The following is a 17,382-nucleotide window of genomic DNA, read 5'->3' as shown; positions in this document are numbered from 1 at the left end:
AAATCGACAAGTTGAATGTTGAGCGCGCAAAGGCATAGGGGCGGGAGCCATTGTGCCCAGTAGCCAGGGGGAGTTGGCGGGGGAAAGAGTCTTAAAAAGGAGGACTACAATAATTAGAGAAAGAGCCTACGAAAACTTGTCGGTGCATGATGTAACAAGCTCTTTGACGCTCGATGCCAGGTTATCAGGGTAATTTTAAGGTTCATCCAGGTGTCGCTCGGCGACCACTGCATTTTAAGTTAAATAGACCGTCATCAACGATGGGTTAGCGGCCAGCAGGTTCTGACGGACACGATCAATCAGGCATAGAACGCCAGTTGGTTGGATGTGTGTGCTCGCGCGAACATCATTAACTAAATCGGCGTTTTTGTTTATGTGTTTCCCGGGGCTGCGTGATGAACCCATTTTTTGCTTGGTATTCAGTGGGCTAAGCACTAGTGACGCCCCACGGGCCGCCAGTAAGCGGCACCGCCAGGCTAATGCCTACACCCCGATGATGGGGGCCTCGCCCAGTTCGTCACGTTGCATGACCTGGGTAATGATCGGCACGGGGGTCATCAAATGCTGGCGCATCAGGGTGGTCGCGCGCTCCGGGTCGCGGGCGAGGATCGCCTCGACCAGCGCGGCATGTTCATTGCGCTTCAGTTCCAGGGCCTCTTCGGAGAACACCGTTTGCGTCAACCACAAATGACGGTAGCGCTCAGCCTGGTCGAACAGGTAGGTGCGCGCCTGCAATAAATGCTTGGAACCGCAACCGGCCGCAATCGCACTGTGGAAGGCTTTGTGCCGCTCATCCCAGACGTCCAGCACCTTTTCGCGCGTGGTCACGTCCATGACCTTGGACAAGGTATGAGCATTGGCCAGGATATTGGCTTCCCAGAGGTCATCCCCGCGCTCAATGGCCAATGCCACGATCATGGCTTCCAGGTTGGCCCGCGCGTCATAGATGTCTTGCATCTCTTTGACGGACATGGAAGCCACCCGGTAGCCCTTCTGGCTGATGGCCACAACCAAGTGCTCGGCCACCAACTGCGACAGGGCTTCACGCAAGGGCCCGACCCCCAGGTCATAGCGCTGCTTGAGACCGCTCATGAGGAGTTTTTCTCCGGGCTTGAAGACGCCACGGATGATGTCCAGTTTCAGCCGCTCATACCCGCTGACTGCAGAATTGTGCCTGAGGGGGGGACTCTCCAAGGTGCTACTCCAGACTCGTCAAACCACGATGATACCCAAACATCCATCAGACGAAAAACATTCGACGAAAGCATCTGTCTACTTTAAATAAAAATGTAGACATTTTTAATGTATGGCGATATTTTCACCTCATCGCAGATCCAGCCCAACGCCGGAACGCCCTCACCCCCGTCTTCTGCCAAGGAATCGCCATGAACGCAGCACTTCAGATTCAGGACCCCGTGATGCCATTACTGCCGCAGAGCAAGGGTTTCACGTTGACCCCTTCTCGCCAGTCGCCCCGCATGTTGGAACTGACCTTCGCCCAGGACACCGTCGAGGCGTTCGTCAAGGCTGTCGCCGAATGGCCGGTCCAGGCCCTGGAGTACAAATCGTTCCTGCGTTTCCGTATCGGTCAGATCCTTGACGATCTCTGTGAAGGCACACTGCGCCCGGTGCTGATCAACACCATCCTGGACCGCGCCACAGGCGGCATGCTGATCACGCCGCAAGGCCTGAACGATGTGTCCCGGGCCGATGACATGGTCAAGTTTTCCTCGGCGGTCGCGCACCTGATCGGCCGTTCCAACTTCGATGCCATGAGCGGCCAGTTCTATGCGCGGTTTGTGGTGGTCAACACCGACAACTCCGACAGCTACCTGCGCCAGCCGCACCGGGTCATGGAACTGCACAACGACGGGACCTTCGTTGAAGAACGCACCGACTACGTGTTGATGATGAAAATCGACGAGCAGAACATGGAAGGCGGTAACTCCCTGTTGCTGCACCTGGACGACTGGGCCGACCTGAACCCGTTCTACACGCACCCGCTGGCCCGCCGCGAAATGCGCTTCACCGCGCCACCGAGCAAAAACGTGCGCGAAGACGTGTTCCACGCGGTGTTCGACAACGACGCCGAAGGCCGTCCGACCATGCGCTACATCGACCAATTCGTGCAGCCCAAGGATTACGAGGAAGGCATCTGGTTGAACGCCCTGAGCGAATCCCTGGAAAACAGCCCGCACAAGCTGTCCGTGCCGGTGCCGATCGGCAGCTTCGTGCTGATCAACAACATGTTCTGGCTGCACGGCCGTGACCGTTTCACTGCCCATGCGGGTCTGCGCCGCGAACTGATGCGCCAGCGTGGCTATATCAGCTACCCGAAAGCCCTGTACCAGCGCGGCCAATAAAGCGTGCCATGATCATGAACCTGGGCCACCCGATGTGGCCCTTGTCGTGCTTCCAATAAAAAATTTCAGGTGAGTAAACGCGCATGGCGATGTACGACTTCATCATCATCGGAGGTGGCATCGTAGGCATGTCGACTGCGATGCAATTGAGCCGGGCTTACCCGGACGCAAGCATTCTGCTACTGGAAAAAGAGTCTGGCCCGGCCAGGCACCAGACCGGCCACAACAGTGGCGTGATCCACGCGGGCGTTTATTACACGCCGGGCAGCCTGAAGGCGCGGTTCTGCCTGGAAGGCAATAAAGCCACCAAAGCGTTTTGCGACAAACACGCGATCCCCTACGACGAATGCGGCAAGTTGCTGGTCGCCACCAATGAGCTGGAAATGCAGCGCATGCGCGCGCTGTGGGACCGCACCGAGGCCAATGGTCTGGAGCGCGAGTGGTTGTCTGCCGACGCGTTGCACGAGCGCGAGCCGAACATCGTCGGCTTGGGCGGGATCTTTGTGCCCTCGAGCGGCATCGTCAATTACGCCCAGGTCACGGCGGCCATGGGCCGCGAATTTGAAAGCGCCGGTGGGCAGATCCGCTACGACAGCGAAGTGGTCTCTATTGACGAACGCCCCGATGAAATCGTGGTGAACACCCGCAACGAAGAACACCACGGCCGTTTCCTGGTCACCTGCTCGGGCCTGATGGCTGACCGCGTGGTACGCATGCTGGGGATCAAACCCAACTTCATCATTTGCCCGTTCCGCGGCGAGTACTACCTGCTGCCCAAGCAGCACAACCAGATCGTCAATCACCTGATCTACCCGATCCCGGACCCGGGCATGCCGTTCCTCGGGGTGCACCTGACGCGCATGATCGACGGCACCGTCACCGTCGGCCCCAACGCCGTACTGGCGATGAAGCGCGAAGGCTATCGCAAGACCGATATCTCACTGCCCGATCTGTTCGAAACCCTGACCAGCCCCGGCATTCTCAAGGTGCTGATGAAGAACCTGCGCCCCGGGCTGATCGAGATGAAAAACTCGCTGTTCAAGGGCGGCTACCTCAAGGAAGTGCAGAAGTACTGCCCAAGCATCGTCAAGAGCGACCTGACCGCCTACCCGGCCGGTGTACGGGCCCAGGCCGTCTCGCTGGACGGCAAACTGATTGACGACTTCCTGTTCGTCAATACCGCCCGCAGCGTCAGCGTCTGCAATGCCCCCTCGCCCGCTGCAACATCGGCCATCCCGATCGGCGCGTACATCGTCGACAAGGTTCGCGAGCAGTTGGCCAGCCAGGGCACCCGTTTTGTAAAACCCGTCAACGCCAGCCACTCGCCGGCTTAGCAGCGTCTGCCGCCACTCTATAAGAAGGAATTTCGCGTGCAACTCAACGACCCGCAACTGTTTCGCCAACACGCCTATATCGACGGAGCCTGGGTAGAGGCCGACAGCGGCCAGACGCTCAAAGTGAACAACCCGGCCACCGGTGAAATCATTGGCACCGTGCCCAAAATGGGTGCCGGCGAAACCCGCCGTGCCATTGAAGCCGCCGACAAGGCGCTGCCGGCCTGGCGGGCGCTGACAGCAAAAGAGCGTGCCAACAAGCTGCGCAAATGGTTCGAGCTGATGATCGCCAACCAGGAAGACCTGGCGCGCCTGATGACGCTGGAGCAAGGCAAGCCACTGACCGAATCGCGGGGCGAAATCACTTACGCGGCCTCCTTCCTGGAGTGGTTCGCGGAAGAAGCCAAGCGCGTGTATGGCGACATGATCCCGGGCCACCAGGCCGACAAACGCCTGATGGTGCTCAAACAGCCCATCGGTGTGACTGCCGCCATCACCCCGTGGAACTTCCCGTCGGCGATGATCACCCGCAAGGCAGGCCCGGCACTGGCCGCCGGTTGCACCATGGTGCTCAAACCGGCGTCGCAAACCCCTTACTCAGCCCTGGCCCTGGCCGAACTGGCCGAGCGTGCGGGCATCCCCAAAGGCGTGTTCAACGTGGTCACCGGCAGTGCCGGCGAAGTGGGCGGCGAACTGACCGGCAACCCGATTGTGCGCAAGCTGACGTTTACCGGCTCTACTGATATTGGCCGGTTGCTGATGGCCGAGTGCGCCAAGGACATCAAAAAGGTATCGCTGGAACTGGGCGGCAATGCTCCGTTTATCGTGTTCGATGATGCCGATATCGACGCCGCCGTCGACGGTGCGCTGGTGTCCAAATACCGCAACAACGGGCAGACCTGCGTGTGTGCCAACCGCCTGTATATCCAGGACGGTGTCTACGATATTTTCGTCGAAAAACTCACCGCCGCCGTCGCCAAACTGAGCCTGGGCAACGGCCTGGAAGCCGGCGTCACCACCGGCCCGCTGATCGACGCCAAGGCCATGGCCAAGGTTCAGGAACACATCGACGATGCCGTGAGCAAAGGCGCGCGCGTGGTGCTGGGCGGCAAGCCGCACACCTTGGGTGGCACCTTCTTCGAACCGACCGTGCTGGTGGATGTACCGCGCAACGCCGCCGTCGCCAAGGAAGAAACCTTCGGCCCGTTGGCACCGCTGTTTCGCTTCAAGGATGAAGCTGATGTGATCGCCATGGCCAACGACACTGAATTCGGCCTGGCGTCGTATTTCTATGCCCGCGACCTGAGCCGCGTGTTCCGTGTGGGCGAGGCGCTGGAGTACGGCATCGTCGGCGTCAACACCGGGATCATCTCCAACGAAGTCGCCCCGTTTGGCGGCATCAAGGCTTCGGGCCTGGGCCGTGAAGGCTCCAAATACGGCATCGAAGACTACCTGGAAATCAAATACCTGTGCATTGGCATTTAACCGCCCGCGCCTTTACTAAGGAGTACCTTGCGATGAACACCCCTAACGCGTCACTCGCCGAAAAAGACGTAAAAAGCCAACTGCACCCCTACACCGATGCACGCGCCCACGAAGAAGTCGGGCCACTGATCATCGAGCGCGGTGAAGGGATCTATGTTTACGATGACCAGGGCAAGCCCTACATCGAGGCGATGTCCGGCCTCTGGAGCGCGGCGCTGGGCTTTAGCAATGAGCGCCTGATCAAGGCGGCCGAACACCAGTTGCGCACGCTGCCGTTCTACCACCTGTTCAGCCACAAAGCGCACGCGCCCAGCATCGAGCTGGCCGAAAAGCTGCTGCAAATCGCCCCCGTGCCAATGAGCAAGGTGCTGTTCACCAACTCCGGCTCCGAAGCCAACGACACCGTGGTCAAGTTGATCTGGTATCGCAACAACGCCATCGGTAAACCGGCCAAAAAGAAGTTCATCAGCCGCTTCAATGCCTACCACGGCATCACCATTGTCAGCGCCAGCCTGACCGGCCTGCCGGCCAACCAGCGCGGCTTTGACGTGCCATTGCCAGGCTTTTTCCATGTCGGCAACCCGCACCACTATCGCCAGGCGCTGGCAGGTGAAAGCGAGGAGCAGTTCGCTGACCGCCTCGCCGCCGAGCTGGAAGCGATGATCCTGCGTGAAGGGGCTGAAACCGTCGCCGCGTTCTACGCCGAGCCGTTGATGGGCGCTGGCGGCGTGATCGTGCCACCGCGCACCTACTGGGAAAAAATCCAGGCGGTGTGCCGCAAGCACGACGTGCTGATCGTGGCCGACGAAGTGATCTGCGGCTTTGGCCGTACCGGCAAGATGTTCGGTTGCGAAACCTTTGGCATCAAACCGGATGTCATGGTGCTGTCCAAGCAACTGTCGTCTTCGTACCAGCCGATCTCGGCGATTCTGATTAACGACGCGTTGTATCAGGACATCGCCGACCAGAGCCACGCCCTGGGCACCTTCGGCCACGGTTTCACCGCCAGCGGCCACCCGGTCGCGGCCGCCGTGGCACTGGAAAACATCAAGATCATCGAAGAAGACCACCTGGTTCAGCATGCGGCCGAAATGGGCATCCTGCTTCAAAACGGCCTGCGCCAGTTCGCCGACCACCCGTTGGTGGGCGAAGTGCGAGGCGTAGGCTTGATCGCGGCGGTGGAACTGGTCGCAGATCGCACCAGCAAAGCGCCGTTCGACACCGTTGGCAAGTTGGGCCGCTACCTGGCGGGCCGGGCCCAGGCGCACGGGATGATCACGCGCAACATGGGCGATGCCATTGCGTTCTGCCCACCACTGATCACCAGCGAAGCTGAGATTCGCCTGATCGTTGAGCGTTTCGACCGTTCACTCGACGAAACCCAACAGTGGTTCAACGCCAGCCGCTAAACCGGCGCGGTGACTGAACGACCCCAACGCCGCGTGCTATGCACGCGGCGTTTTTGCGTCAATAAGGCCGTGATTAACCCCTGAGCCCCATGCACTGAATGACAAAAAATAGGGCCGCCTGATGCAATCATCGCCCTCGGCGACTCTCCTACCCTCATGACTCTTCAACGACAAAAATAAAGAGAAGAGCCATGGCCTCAACCCCCAAGAAGCAAGGCGACAGCGTCGACTATTCGGTCGTTGCCGTCCCGGATTCACACCGCATGAGTAAAGTGTCGCTGACGATGGCCTGGTGGGGCATTTGCAGCGCCATGTTCTGGCTGGTGGTCTCGGCCACCCTGGCGATGAGCTTCGGCACCGCCAACGCCATCATCGGCCTGGTGCTGTCGGTCATCACCTACGCCGTTATCAACGGCTTCATCTCCCGCTACGCCATCAAAACCGGCCTTTCCGTGGCGCTGTTTTCGCGCGTGTTATTCGGCCGTACCGGCTCGGCCCTGGCCACCCTGATCTTCTTCGCCACCGCCACCTACTACAGCGTGTTCGAAGGCTCGGTGATCGCCATCGCGATTCATCAATACGTCTCGCAGTTGAGCTTGAACCAGGCGTACCTGCTCGTGGTGCTGTACAGCGTGCCGCTGATTTTCGGCCGCGTGCAAAGCTGGATGGACAAGCTCAACGGCGCGCTGCTGCCCTTCTACCTGATCGGCCTGGTGGCGCTCGTCGTAATGATCGTCGTCGAGTACGGTTACAGCTCGGCGTGGTTGGAAATGGGCCCGGCGCAAGGCCCGGTAGAAAACGGCTGGTGGAACTGCTTCACGTACTTTATGGGCGTGTGGATTTTGATGATGTACACCTGGGACTACGCCCGTTACGGCCGCAAGGAAGACGCGCAGTACCACAGCCGTTTCAACTTCGGCCTGCCGTTTTACACCTTCACCTTTTTGATCAATGGCGTGATCGGGATTTTTGTCGCCGGGACCATCCCCACGCCCGGCGGCGTCACGGAAGTGTCGGTGGTCATGGCGATCATTGAGTTGATGGGCATCTGGGGCCTGATCTTCGTCTGGGTCAGCCAGACCCGCATCAACTCAGCCAACTTCTTTATGGCGGCGACCAATATGCAGGCGTTCTTCGCCCGCCTGGGGCTGGCCAACGTGCCCTACCTGGTCTGGGCCATCGCCGTCGGCGCGCTGGTGTACACCTTGATGCGCCTGAACGTGTTCGACTACATCCTGCAGGCGTTGGCGTACCAGAGCATTTTCGTGGTGGCCTGGGTCGCGATTGCCCTGGCACATATTTTCTCGCCACGGTACACCCAGCTGTTTGAAGGCAAGATCGAGTACGAACTGGATCGGGTCAGCGCGTTCAACCCGTGCGGGCTGGGCGCGTGGTTCTTCGCAGCCGGGCTGGGCATTGCGCTGCTCAACAGCAACAACCCCACACTGGCGACCTTCTCGGCACCCATCGCCTTCTTCAGCGCGTTCTGCGCCTATTGGCTGCTGCTCAACAGCGCCAAACGCAGTTGGTTCCTGCGCGCCAATTGCACCTGAGCCTCATGGCTTGAGCGGACCCGGGCCGGGCCTGCATGGGCCCGTTCGAACGCCTTGGCCTGTGCACTGAAGAACAATAAACAGTGCACTTTACGCCAATCCAGCTTCCGTCTCTGCGCGTAATTATGTGTGCGGGCCAGACATCCGTCCTGGCCCCTGGATAACAATAAGATGTGTGGTGACCCATGAGTACAGTAGATCCGATCACCCTTGCTGTTGTGCGAGGCGCACTTGAAACCGCGCAGCGTGAAATGACGTTGACGCTGGAAAAAACGAGCCGTTCGAGCGTTTTCAACCTGGCTCACGACTATTCCAACGCGCTTTTCGACCACTTCCCCGAAATGATTCTGCAGGGCCAGGACATTCCCATCCACCTGGGTTCGTTGATCCCGGCAATGAAGTGCGTGGCTGGCTTCTTCGGCGACGACGTGGTCGAAGGCGACGTGATTTATCACAACGACCCCGCCTACGCGGGCAGCCATATCCTCGACTGCTGCATGTACAAGCCCGTGTTCTACAAGGGCGAACTGGTGTTCTGGACCGTCTGTAAAGGCCACTTGACCGACATCGGCGGCCCGGTTCCCGCCGGCTACAACCCGGACGCCAAGGAAATCTACGCCGAAGGCCTGCGCATCCCGCCGGTGAAACTGTGGTCGCAAGGCAAACGTCGCGAAGACGTGATCAACCTGCTGCTGACCAACATGCGCGCCCGGGCTTACCAGGAAGGCGACCTGAACGCGCAATACGGAGCCTGCAGCGTCGGTGAACGTCACCTGCTGGAACTGCTCGACCGCTATGGCGTAGAGCAGGTACGGGCCTGTATCGCTGAATTGAAAGACATGGCCGACCGTCATATGCGTTCGCTGCTGCGCGACGTGCCAGACGGTATCTACACCGGCACCGCCGTGCTGGAAGACTCGGGTCACGGCCTGGGCGAACTGGCGATCACCGCTCAGGTAGAAATTCGCGGCGACGAAGTGCATGTGATCATCGACAGCCCGCCGCAAGTGCCTTACTTCATCAACTCTTACGCGGGCAACTCCGTGTCCGGGGTCTACCTGGGCATGATGATGTTCGCCCAGGTGCCGCCGCCCTATAACGAGGGGCTGTACCGCTGCGTCACCGTCGACCTGGGGCCGCACGGCACACTGTGCAACGCCAAAGAACCCGCGCCACACGTCAACAGCACCACGACCCCCATGGAAACCCTAGCGGACGCCGTGCGCCTTGCGCTGGAGCAAGCCGCACCCGACCGCGTCACGGCCTCGTGGGGCCATGCCAGCGGGATCAACATTGCCGGCCATGACCCGCGCAGCAACAACGACGAATACGTGACCATGGTGCTGGCGTCGATCATTTCCGGGGCCGGTGCGAACAAGGAAATGGACGGCTGGTCGGCCTGCGGCCCGCTGTGCTGCTTCGGCGCGCTGATGTCCGGCGATATCGAGTTGCTGGAGTACTCCTACCCGATCCTGATCCACCGCTACAGCCTGATGACCGACAGCGGCGGGGCCGGTGAGCATCGGGGCGGCTCGGGCACGCGCCTCGAAATCGAACCGTTGAACCACGCCATGACCGTCATCGGCTTCGGTGAAGGTCGACAATTACCGACCGCCGGCGCGGCCGGGGCCACCAACCTGTTGCTCGAACCCAAGCTGGGTCGCCTGATCCATCGTAAAGAAAACGGCGAAGAAGACCATTTCACCTACAACGCTCAACTGACCGCGCAACCGGGCGAACGTGTGATCAACGTCAACCCGGGCGGTGGCGGCTACGGCAACCCCTTCCAGCGCCCGGTCGCACGCGTGCTGAACGACGTTCTCAACGGCCTGGTTTCACCGCAAGGCGCGCGCCTGGAATACGGCGTCGTGCTCGACAGTAACGGTCAGCTGGATGAAGCCGCGACCCACGCCACCCGCGCCGAGCAGTAATCGCCCCGGCCCCCCTTGAGCAACGTAGAGACGTACATCATGAACAAGCAACAATATCGTCTGGGCATCGATGCCGGCGGCACGTTTACCGACTTCATCATCGCTGACCGCAGCGGCAACGTGCAGCTATTCAAGGCACCTTCGACGCCCCATGACGGCACCCTGGCCATCCGCAACGGCCTCGCGCAAATCGCTGATGCGCTGGGCCGCACCCCGGCCGAGATCATCGCCGACTGCGACCTGTGCATTAACGGCACCACCGTGGCCCTGAACGCCCTGATCGAAAAAACCGGGGTCAAGGTCGGCCTGTTGTGTACCGACGGCCATGAAGACAGCCTGGAAATCCGCCTGGGCCACAAGGAAGACGGCTACCGCTACGACGCCACCTACCCGCCGGCCCACATGCTGGTGCCCCGCCACCTGCGCCGGCCGATTCGCGGCCGGATCATCAGTGACGGCCGCGAACACACCGCGCTGGACGAAGACGCCATTCGCGCAGCCATCGAGTACTTCCGCGAGCAGGACGTCAAAGCCGTGGCGATCTCCTTCGTCTGGTCGGTGCGCAACCCGAGCCACGAACAACGTGCCGCCGAGATGGTACGGGCGGCGCTGCCCGACGTGTTTGTCTGCACCGGCAATGAAGTGTTCCCACAGATCCGTGAATACACACGCACTTCGACCACCGTGGTCAACGCCTACCTGAGCCCGATCATGGGCCGCTACATCGAGCGCATTGACACGCTGTTCGAGGAACTCGGCGCGCAGCAACCGACGCGCTACTTCCAGTCCAACGGCGGCCTGGCACCGGGCGTGATCATGCGCGAGCGTGCGGTCAATGCGATCAACTCCGGCCCGGCTTCCGCGCCGCAAGCGGGCCTGTGCGTGGCCGAACCGTTTGGCATCGACAACATCATCACCGTGGACATGGGCGGAACGTCGTTCGACATCACCCTGAGCAAGGGGGGCCGCACCAACTTCAGCAAAGACACGGACTTCCTGCGCTACCGCATCGGCGTGCCGATGATTCAGGTGGAAACCCTCGGGGCCGGCGGCGGGTCGATTGCCCACCTGGACGACTTTGGCATGCTGCAAGTGGGCCCGCGCAGTGCGGGTGCCAACCCGGGGCCTGTGTGCTACGGCAAAGGCGGTGTCGAGCCTACCGTCACCGACGCTAACCTCGCCCTGGGCTACCTGGCCGACGGTGCCTTGCTGGGCGGCAGCATTCGCTTGAATCGCCAGGCGGCAATTGACGCCATTCGCACCAAAATCGCCGAGCCCCTGGGCATCAGCGTGGAACGGGCCGCCATCGGCATCATCACCCTGGTCAACCTGAACATGGTCAGCGGTATTCGCCGGGTCTCGGTAGAGCGCGGTTACGACCCACGCGACTTCGCCCTGATTGGCGCGGGCGGTGCGGCGGGGATGCACGTCATGCGCCTGGCTGAAGAGATTGGCAGCAAGGTCGTACTGATCCCGAAAGTGGCTTCGGGGCTGTGTGCCTTCGGCCAGATTCTGTCGGACATCCGCTACGACCAGTTGACCACGATGCCGATGCGCCTGGACGACGACCTGGTCAACTTGCCCTTGCTCAACCAGACCCTGCGCGACCTGCGCGAGCGCGGCATGAACAACCTGCGCGAGGACGGTTTCAGCGCGGGCAATAACGTGGACTGCTTGTACACCCTGGAGATTCGCTACCCGGGCCAGGTGCACGAATGCAATGTCGAGCTCGAATGCGACCAGCTTGATCTGCAAGGGCTGGCTGCGCTGCGCACAGCGTTCCATGAGCGGCACAAAGCGCTGTTCTCCTATAACGAACCGGATAGCCCGGCCGAGTTGGTGAACCTGGAATGCTCGGTGATTGCGCGCTTGAAACGTCCGCCTTTGCCGGAACTGCCGGTGCCCGATGCCGCCACCCTGGCCGCTGCGGCCAGCCCGGTCGACCATCGCCAGATGCTATTCGATGCCCAGGCCCCGTGGCAGCAAACACCGGTCTACGACGGTGACCGCCTGCACGCCGGGCAAGTCATCCAGGGGCCGTGTGTGATTGAGGAAGCGACCACCAACATTGTCGTGCCGCCGGGCTGGCAAGCCGAGTTGGCACCTAGCGCCACGTACCGCCTGACACCCAATGGTTGACCCCCTGTAAGCAATAGCAAAGGATGGCAGGTAAACGGGCCGACGACTGATGTCGTCGGCACCGTCCTCACAATAAAAAATACAAGAGGAACGGCAATGGCAAGCAAGCTGTCCACCCGTTATTGGCCTGACAGTGAACGTCAACCTCGTTGGGCAGAAGCCATCGGCAGTGCTTACTTCCCGCTTTCCCTGGAATTCAGCGCCAGCAGCACCTTCAGCGGCAGCCTGCAAATCTGGGAAACCCACAGCACCTCCCTGACACTGTCCCGGCTGCGTTCCAGCCAGTTGGGGTACTCGCGTAGCAAGGCCCAGGTCAGTGAAGACCGTGAAGCCTGTTACCTGGTGACCGTGCCCCGGCGCAGCGAAGTGCATTTTGAGCAGGACGGACGTGCGCTGCGGTGCAAGCCCGGGGGCTTTATTTTCGAGCGCGGCGATGCGCCTTATCGCTTTCACTACGCAAACGATAACGACCTTTGGGTGTTCAAGCTCCCCGCCCATGCACTGCAAGGTCAACTGCGCGGGGCTGAACGCTATACCCGCTTCTGCTTCGAAGCGAAGCGCGGCGTGGGCCGGGTTTTTGTTGATCTGTTGGCCATGTGCGCGGCGCGCTTCGACGAATGTGACACCCCCACCCGCCATATGCTGCTGGAACACGCACTGTCCACCTTGTTAATGGCGCTGCGTGACGATGACCGGGTACTCAACAGCGAAAGCTCAAACCTGACGGCCCTGCACCTGCAGCGAATCGAGCACCATATTGAACAGCAGTTGGGCAACCCCGACCTGAACCCGCAGATGATCGCTCAAGCCAGCGGCCTGTCGGTGCGCTACCTGCATAAGCTCTTCACCAACACGCCGTACAGCCTGGGCGAGTGGATTCGCTTGCGCCGCCTGGAGGCGGTCAATAGAGGCTTGCTCGACCCCAATTGCCATTTGGCCATTGGCGAACTGGCCATGCGGTGGGGGTTTAGCGACCAAGCGCAATTTACCCGCAATTTCCGTCAGCATTTCGGTCGCACGGCCCGAGAGGTCCGTTCCAGCGCCTCGCAGGCGGCACGGCCTTGAACCCGCAGCGCCGGGTGGCGTGACCCAGCCCTCTCCTGAAACTCAACGCGCCTTTGGCAGTTAAGGCGTTGGGGAGGTTTTTTATGCACGACCGCAGCGGTGAAATCCCGCTACTGCACACACCCTTTCTGATAGGTGAATCTTCTTTTGCCTCGCCAAGTCAAGGCTAGGTCCGACATAACACCTGTTGGCATATCCGTAGGCTGATCCCTCCCTTTTTTACAGGACGGTCTTCCCCAATGATGCCAAAACTATGCTTTGCCTCACTCATCTGCGTGTCACTGATAGGCTGCACCACCTCCTCGACCCCCATGGATACCACGGCCCCGACCAGCATCGAAAAAACGCTGCTGCTGCAAAGCAGCTCGTCCTGGGACGGCACGCCGTATACAGCCTACCCAGGCGCAAAGCCCGAGTTGTCGGTACTCAAAATCAAGATACCCGCCAACAGCGCACTGGGCTGGCATACCCACCCCATCCCGAACGCGGCGTATGTGGCCCAAGGCGAAATCACCATTGAAATTCAAGACGGCAAGAGCAAAACCTTTAAACAGGGCGAGGTGCTGCCTGAGGTCGTTGACACCGTTCATCGCGGCAAGACGGGCAACCAGCCGACTGAACTGGTGATTTTCTATGCCGGCAGCCCTGGCATCCCTCTGCAGCACTGACCTGAACGCCTTGGGCGAACACACACTCAGCGGCCATATTTTCTTGAACGCCTGATACTTTTCGCCCGCTCAGCAACCCGCACAGGTTGACCGATCCTTCGCGATCAATGGCCAGCCTGACGGGCAACCCACGGCACAGCACCGCCCGCCCCTCATCCCGTCACGCCGCAGGGGGCTGCTGCTGTGTGCCCACTTGAGGGAAGGCAACATGATGGTGCAGCAAACGCTTGCGAGCCGCTTTTATCCGCCGCGCCTGGGCCGCCCGTGATGCCAACACGCGTCGCTCGCCAGTGATTGAGCCGCACTGAATCTATTCAGCCAAAATGCACTATATTGGTGCGATAAGTATTCAGCGAGGCACTCGACAGCCCAGTTTGGTTCAAAACACGCCACGGGCCGAGCCCGCACAGCCCCTGAACCGGTGCAAAACCGCTATTTCAGGTCATTCGCGCTTCTTTTCGGAGCCTTGGTTTGTTTTTTGCATTTTCCTTGCACCCGCGCCTCACTCGCGCAAGCAATTCGGGATCGCCCCATGACCATCAGTGATGCCCTGCACCGACTGTTACTCGATAACCTGACCACCGCTACGCTGTTGCTCAATGCCGACCTTCGCCTTGAGTACATGAACCCGGCGGCTGAAATGCTATTGGCCATCAGCGGCCAGCGCAGTCATGGGCAATTCATCAGTGAGTTGTTTACAGAGTCCACCGAGGCCCTGCATTCGTTGCGTCAGGCCGTTGAGCATGCGCACCCGTTCACCAAGCGCGAAGCGTTGCTGACCTCCCTCTCCGGCCAGACCCTGACCGTTGATTACGCGGTGACGCCCATCCTGAGCCAGGACGACACCTTGTTGTTGCTTGAGGTTCATCCACGCGACCGGCTGCTGCGCATCACCAAGGAAGAGGCGCAACTGTCCAAACAGGAGACCAGCAAGATGCTGGTGCGCGGCCTGGCCCATGAAATAAAAAACCCGCTGGGGGGCATACGCGGTGCCGCGCAACTGCTGGCCCGCCAACTCCCTGATGAGAGCCTGCGCGACTACACCAATGTGATCATTGAAGAGGCCGACCGCCTGCGTAACCTGGTCGACCGCATGCTGGGCTCCAACAAACTGCCGTCGCTGGCCATGACCAATGTTCATGAAGTGCTGGAGCGCGTGTGCAGCTTGGTGGATGCCGAAACCCAAGGCAGCATCACGCTGGTGCGCGACTACGACCCAAGCCTGCCCGACCTGTTGATCGACCGCGAACAAATGATCCAGGCCGTGCTCAACATCGTGCGCAACGCCATGCAGGCCATTGGCAGCCAGAATGAGCTGCGCCTGGGCCGCATCAGCCTGCGCACCCGCGCCATGCGACAGTTCACCATTGGCCACGTGCGGCATCGGCTGGTCACCAAAATCGAAATCATCGACAACGGCCCAGGCATCCCGGCCGAGTTGCAAGACACCCTGTTTTTCCCGATGGTCAGCGGCCGTCCGGATGGCACCGGGCTGGGCCTTGCCATCACCCAGAACATCATTAGTCAGCACCAGGGATTGATCGAGTGTGAAAACCACCCCGGCCACACACTCTTCTCGATCTTTCTACCACTGGAACAAGGAGCCGCATCGACATGAGCCGAAGTGAAACCGTGTGGATCGTCGACGACGACCGTTCTATCCGTTGGGTCCTGGAAAAAGCCTTGCAACAGGAAGGCATGACCACGCAGAGCTTCGACAGCGCCGATGGTGTGATGAGCCGCCTCGCACGCCAGCAGCCTGACGTCATCATTTCCGACATCCGCATGCCCGGCGCAAGCGGCCTCGACTTGCTGGCTAAAATCCGCGAACAGCACCCGCGCTTGCCCGTCATCATCATGACCGCGCATTCCGACCTGGACAGCGCGGTAGCGTCGTATCAAGGCGGTGCTTTCGAGTACCTGCCCAAGCCGTTTGACGTCGACGAGGCGGTGTCGCTGGTCAAGCGCGCCAACCAGCACGCTCAGGAGCAACAAGGCCTGGCCGTGGCACCCGCTCTGGCCCGTACCCCGGAGATCATCGGTGAAGCCCCGGCGATGCAAGAAGTGTTTCGCGCCATCGGCCGCCTGAGCCATTCCAATATCACCGTATTGATCAACGGCGAGTCGGGCACCGGCAAAGAACTGGTCGCCCACGCCTTGCACCGCCATAGCCCCCGGGCGGCCTCACCGTTTATTGCCTTGAACATGGCTGCCATCCCCAAGGACTTGATGGAGTCCGAACTGTTCGGTCACGAGAAAGGTGCGTTCACGGGCGCTGCCAACCTGCGGCGCGGGCGTTTTGAGCAAGCCGATGGCGGTACGCTGTTTCTCGATGAAATTGGCGATATGCCGGCCGACACCCAGACCCGGCTGTTGCGAGTGCTGGCTGACGGTGAGTTCTACCGTGTGGGCGGGCACACGCCAGTCAAGGTCGATGTGCGGATCATTGCCGCCACCCACCAAAACCTCGAAACGCTGGTGCAGGCAGGCAAATTCCGAGAAGACTTGTTCCACCGTCTGAACGTAATTCGCATTCATATCCCACGCTTATCCGACCGCCGTGAAGACATCCCGACCCTGGCGCGGCACTTTCTGAGCAGTGCGGCGCAAGAGTTGTCGGTCGAACCCAAGCTGCTCAAAGCCGAAACCGAGCAATACCTGAAAAACCTGCCGTGGCCGGGCAACGTGCGTCAGTTGGAAAACACCTGCCGCTGGATCACGGTCATGGCCTCTGGCCGCGAAGTGCATGTCAGCGACCTGCCGCCCGAGCTGTTGAGCCTGCAACAAGACGCGGCCCCGGTCACCAACTGGGAGCAAGCCCTGCGCCAATGGGCCGACCAGGCGCTGAGCCGTGGCCAGTCCAACCTGCTGGACAGCGCCGTGCCGACGTTTGAGCGAATCATGATCGAAACCGCGCTCAAACACACCGCCGGCCGCCGCCGCGATGCCGCCTTACTGCTGGGCTGGGGCCGCAACACCCTAACCCGCAAGATCAAAGAGCTGGGCATGAAAATCGACGGCGACGAGGACGACAACGACGAGACGTAAGACCTGTAGGAACGAGCTTGCTCGTGATCTTTTGATCTGGCTTTTGATCCAAGGCCCCCCATAAACCACGCTGGCCGAACGCACCACCCTCAAACACCACGCACTATTAGCGTGCACCTCTCTAACTCAAGGCTTACAGCGCCACACGGTTGCATTTGACGCCCCCAAACAAAAGCCCCGAATTCCGGGGCTTTTGCGTATCAAAAATAAAAAAACACTGAAAAACAAAAACTGGCACGCACCCTGCAATACCTATAACAAGCAACACCGGTTTAGGGGACCTTGATACAGGCAGGTCAAGACTCCCCACTTTTACACCCGCAGCCTTGATGCCATCAGCATCTTCGCGCACACCGCTTTGGGGAACCCGGTACAGGCAGGCCGGCC

At 60.3% G+C, this 17,382-nt stretch carries 12 protein-coding genes; 11 read left to right on the top strand and 1 reads right to left on the bottom strand.

The features are described 5' to 3' along the window. Window positions 1-483: 483 nt before the first annotated feature. Window positions 484-1,194, bottom strand: coding sequence for a DNA-binding transcriptional regulator CsiR (gene csiR, locus Q1W15_RS19145; RefSeq protein WP_300730990.1), 711 nt, complete (start codon window positions 1,192-1,194; stop codon window positions 484-486). Between the two features lie 191 nt (window positions 1,195-1,385). On the opposite strand from csiR, the gene glaH reads away from it, so the two are divergent. From glaH to ntrC, 11 genes are all read left to right on the top strand, one after another. Beyond that, window positions 1,386-2,363 (top strand): glutarate dioxygenase GlaH, encoded by a 978-nt coding sequence (gene glaH, locus Q1W15_RS19140; RefSeq protein WP_300730988.1) that lies wholly within the window; start codon window positions 1,386-1,388, stop codon window positions 2,361-2,363. 89 nt (window positions 2,364-2,452) lie between these two features. After that, window positions 2,453-3,697, top strand: coding sequence for an L-2-hydroxyglutarate oxidase (gene lhgO / locus Q1W15_RS19135; RefSeq protein ID WP_300731000.1), 1,245 nt, complete (start codon window positions 2,453-2,455; stop codon window positions 3,695-3,697). 36 nt (window positions 3,698-3,733) lie between these two features. Then, complete coding sequence (gabD, locus tag Q1W15_RS19130; RefSeq protein ID WP_300730986.1) at window positions 3,734-5,182, top strand: NADP-dependent succinate-semialdehyde dehydrogenase; 1,449 nt, start codon at window positions 3,734-3,736, stop codon at window positions 5,180-5,182. 32 nt (window positions 5,183-5,214) lie between these two features. Then, on the top strand, window positions 5,215-6,591 hold the full coding sequence (locus Q1W15_RS19125) for an aspartate aminotransferase family protein (protein WP_300730985.1): 1,377 nt from the start codon (window positions 5,215-5,217) through the stop codon (window positions 6,589-6,591). A gap of 191 nt (window positions 6,592-6,782) precedes the next feature. Next, the gene (locus tag Q1W15_RS19120) at window positions 6,783-8,144 is read left to right on the top strand and encodes an allantoin permease (RefSeq protein ID WP_300730983.1); all 1,362 of its coding nucleotides are present in this window, start codon (window positions 6,783-6,785) and stop codon (window positions 8,142-8,144) included. A gap of 185 nt (window positions 8,145-8,329) precedes the next feature. Further along, a complete protein-coding gene (locus Q1W15_RS19115; protein ID WP_300730982.1) occupies window positions 8,330-10,075 on the top strand; it encodes a hydantoinase B/oxoprolinase family protein in 1,746 nt (581 codons plus the stop codon). A 39-nt stretch (window positions 10,076-10,114) separates the two neighbouring features. After that, window positions 10,115-12,214 carry a hydantoinase/oxoprolinase family protein gene (locus tag Q1W15_RS19110; RefSeq protein WP_300730981.1) on the top strand — a complete coding sequence of 700 codons (2,100 nt, stop codon included), beginning with the start codon at window positions 10,115-10,117 and terminating at the stop codon, window positions 12,212-12,214. Window positions 12,215-12,310: 96 nt separating this feature from the next. Next, window positions 12,311-13,279 carry a helix-turn-helix domain-containing protein gene (locus Q1W15_RS19105; RefSeq protein WP_300730980.1) on the top strand — a complete coding sequence of 323 codons (969 nt, stop codon included), beginning with the start codon at window positions 12,311-12,313 and terminating at the stop codon, window positions 13,277-13,279. A gap of 311 nt (window positions 13,280-13,590) precedes the next feature. Further along, complete coding sequence (locus Q1W15_RS19100) at window positions 13,591-13,947, top strand: cupin domain-containing protein (RefSeq protein ID WP_300730979.1); 357 nt, start codon at window positions 13,591-13,593, stop codon at window positions 13,945-13,947. Between the two features lie 532 nt (window positions 13,948-14,479). Continuing rightward, window positions 14,480-15,565, top strand: a complete 1,086-nt coding sequence (glnL, locus tag Q1W15_RS19095; RefSeq protein ID WP_300730978.1) for a nitrogen regulation protein NR(II) — start codon at window positions 14,480-14,482, stop codon at window positions 15,563-15,565. Continuing rightward, entirely contained in the window at window positions 15,562-16,995 is a 1,434-nt protein-coding gene (gene ntrC, locus Q1W15_RS19090) for a nitrogen regulation protein NR(I) (RefSeq protein WP_300730977.1), read from the top strand. The genes glnL and ntrC overlap by 4 nt, the downstream gene beginning before the upstream one ends. The last annotated feature ends 387 nt before the right edge of the window (window positions 16,996-17,382 follow it).

This window comes from Pseudomonas sp. (assembly GCF_030150285.1).
Lineage (GTDB): Bacteria > Pseudomonadota > Gammaproteobacteria > Pseudomonadales > Pseudomonadaceae > Aquipseudomonas.
The sequence above is the reverse complement of the archived record's forward strand: the minus strand, read 5'-3'. Positions and strand labels throughout refer to the sequence as shown.

Excerpts from the sequence above, each read along its gene's own strand:
- Q1W15_RS19120 (WP_300730983.1), top strand. The coding sequence starts at position 6,783 with ATGGCCTCAACCCCCAAGAAGCAAGGCGACAGCGTCGACTATTCGGTC.
- Q1W15_RS19100 (WP_300730979.1), top strand. The coding sequence starts at position 13,591 with ATGGATACCACGGCCCCGACCAGCATCGAAAAAACGCTGCTGCTGCAA.
- Q1W15_RS19110 (WP_300730981.1), top strand. The coding sequence starts at position 10,115 with ATGAACAAGCAACAATATCGTCTGGGCATCGATGCCGGCGGCACGTTT.
- Q1W15_RS19125 (WP_300730985.1), top strand. The coding sequence starts at position 5,215 with ATGAACACCCCTAACGCGTCACTCGCCGAAAAAGACGTAAAAAGCCAA.
- glnL (WP_300730978.1), top strand. The coding sequence starts at position 14,480 with ATGACCATCAGTGATGCCCTGCACCGACTGTTACTCGATAACCTGACC.
- Q1W15_RS19105 (WP_300730980.1), top strand. The coding sequence starts at position 12,311 with ATGGCAAGCAAGCTGTCCACCCGTTATTGGCCTGACAGTGAACGTCAA.
- Q1W15_RS19115 (WP_300730982.1), top strand. The coding sequence starts at position 8,330 with ATGAGTACAGTAGATCCGATCACCCTTGCTGTTGTGCGAGGCGCACTT.
- lhgO (WP_300731000.1), top strand. The coding sequence starts at position 2,453 with ATGTACGACTTCATCATCATCGGAGGTGGCATCGTAGGCATGTCGACT.
- ntrC (WP_300730977.1), top strand. The coding sequence starts at position 15,562 with ATGAGCCGAAGTGAAACCGTGTGGATCGTCGACGACGACCGTTCTATC.
- glaH (WP_300730988.1), top strand. The coding sequence starts at position 1,386 with ATGAACGCAGCACTTCAGATTCAGGACCCCGTGATGCCATTACTGCCG.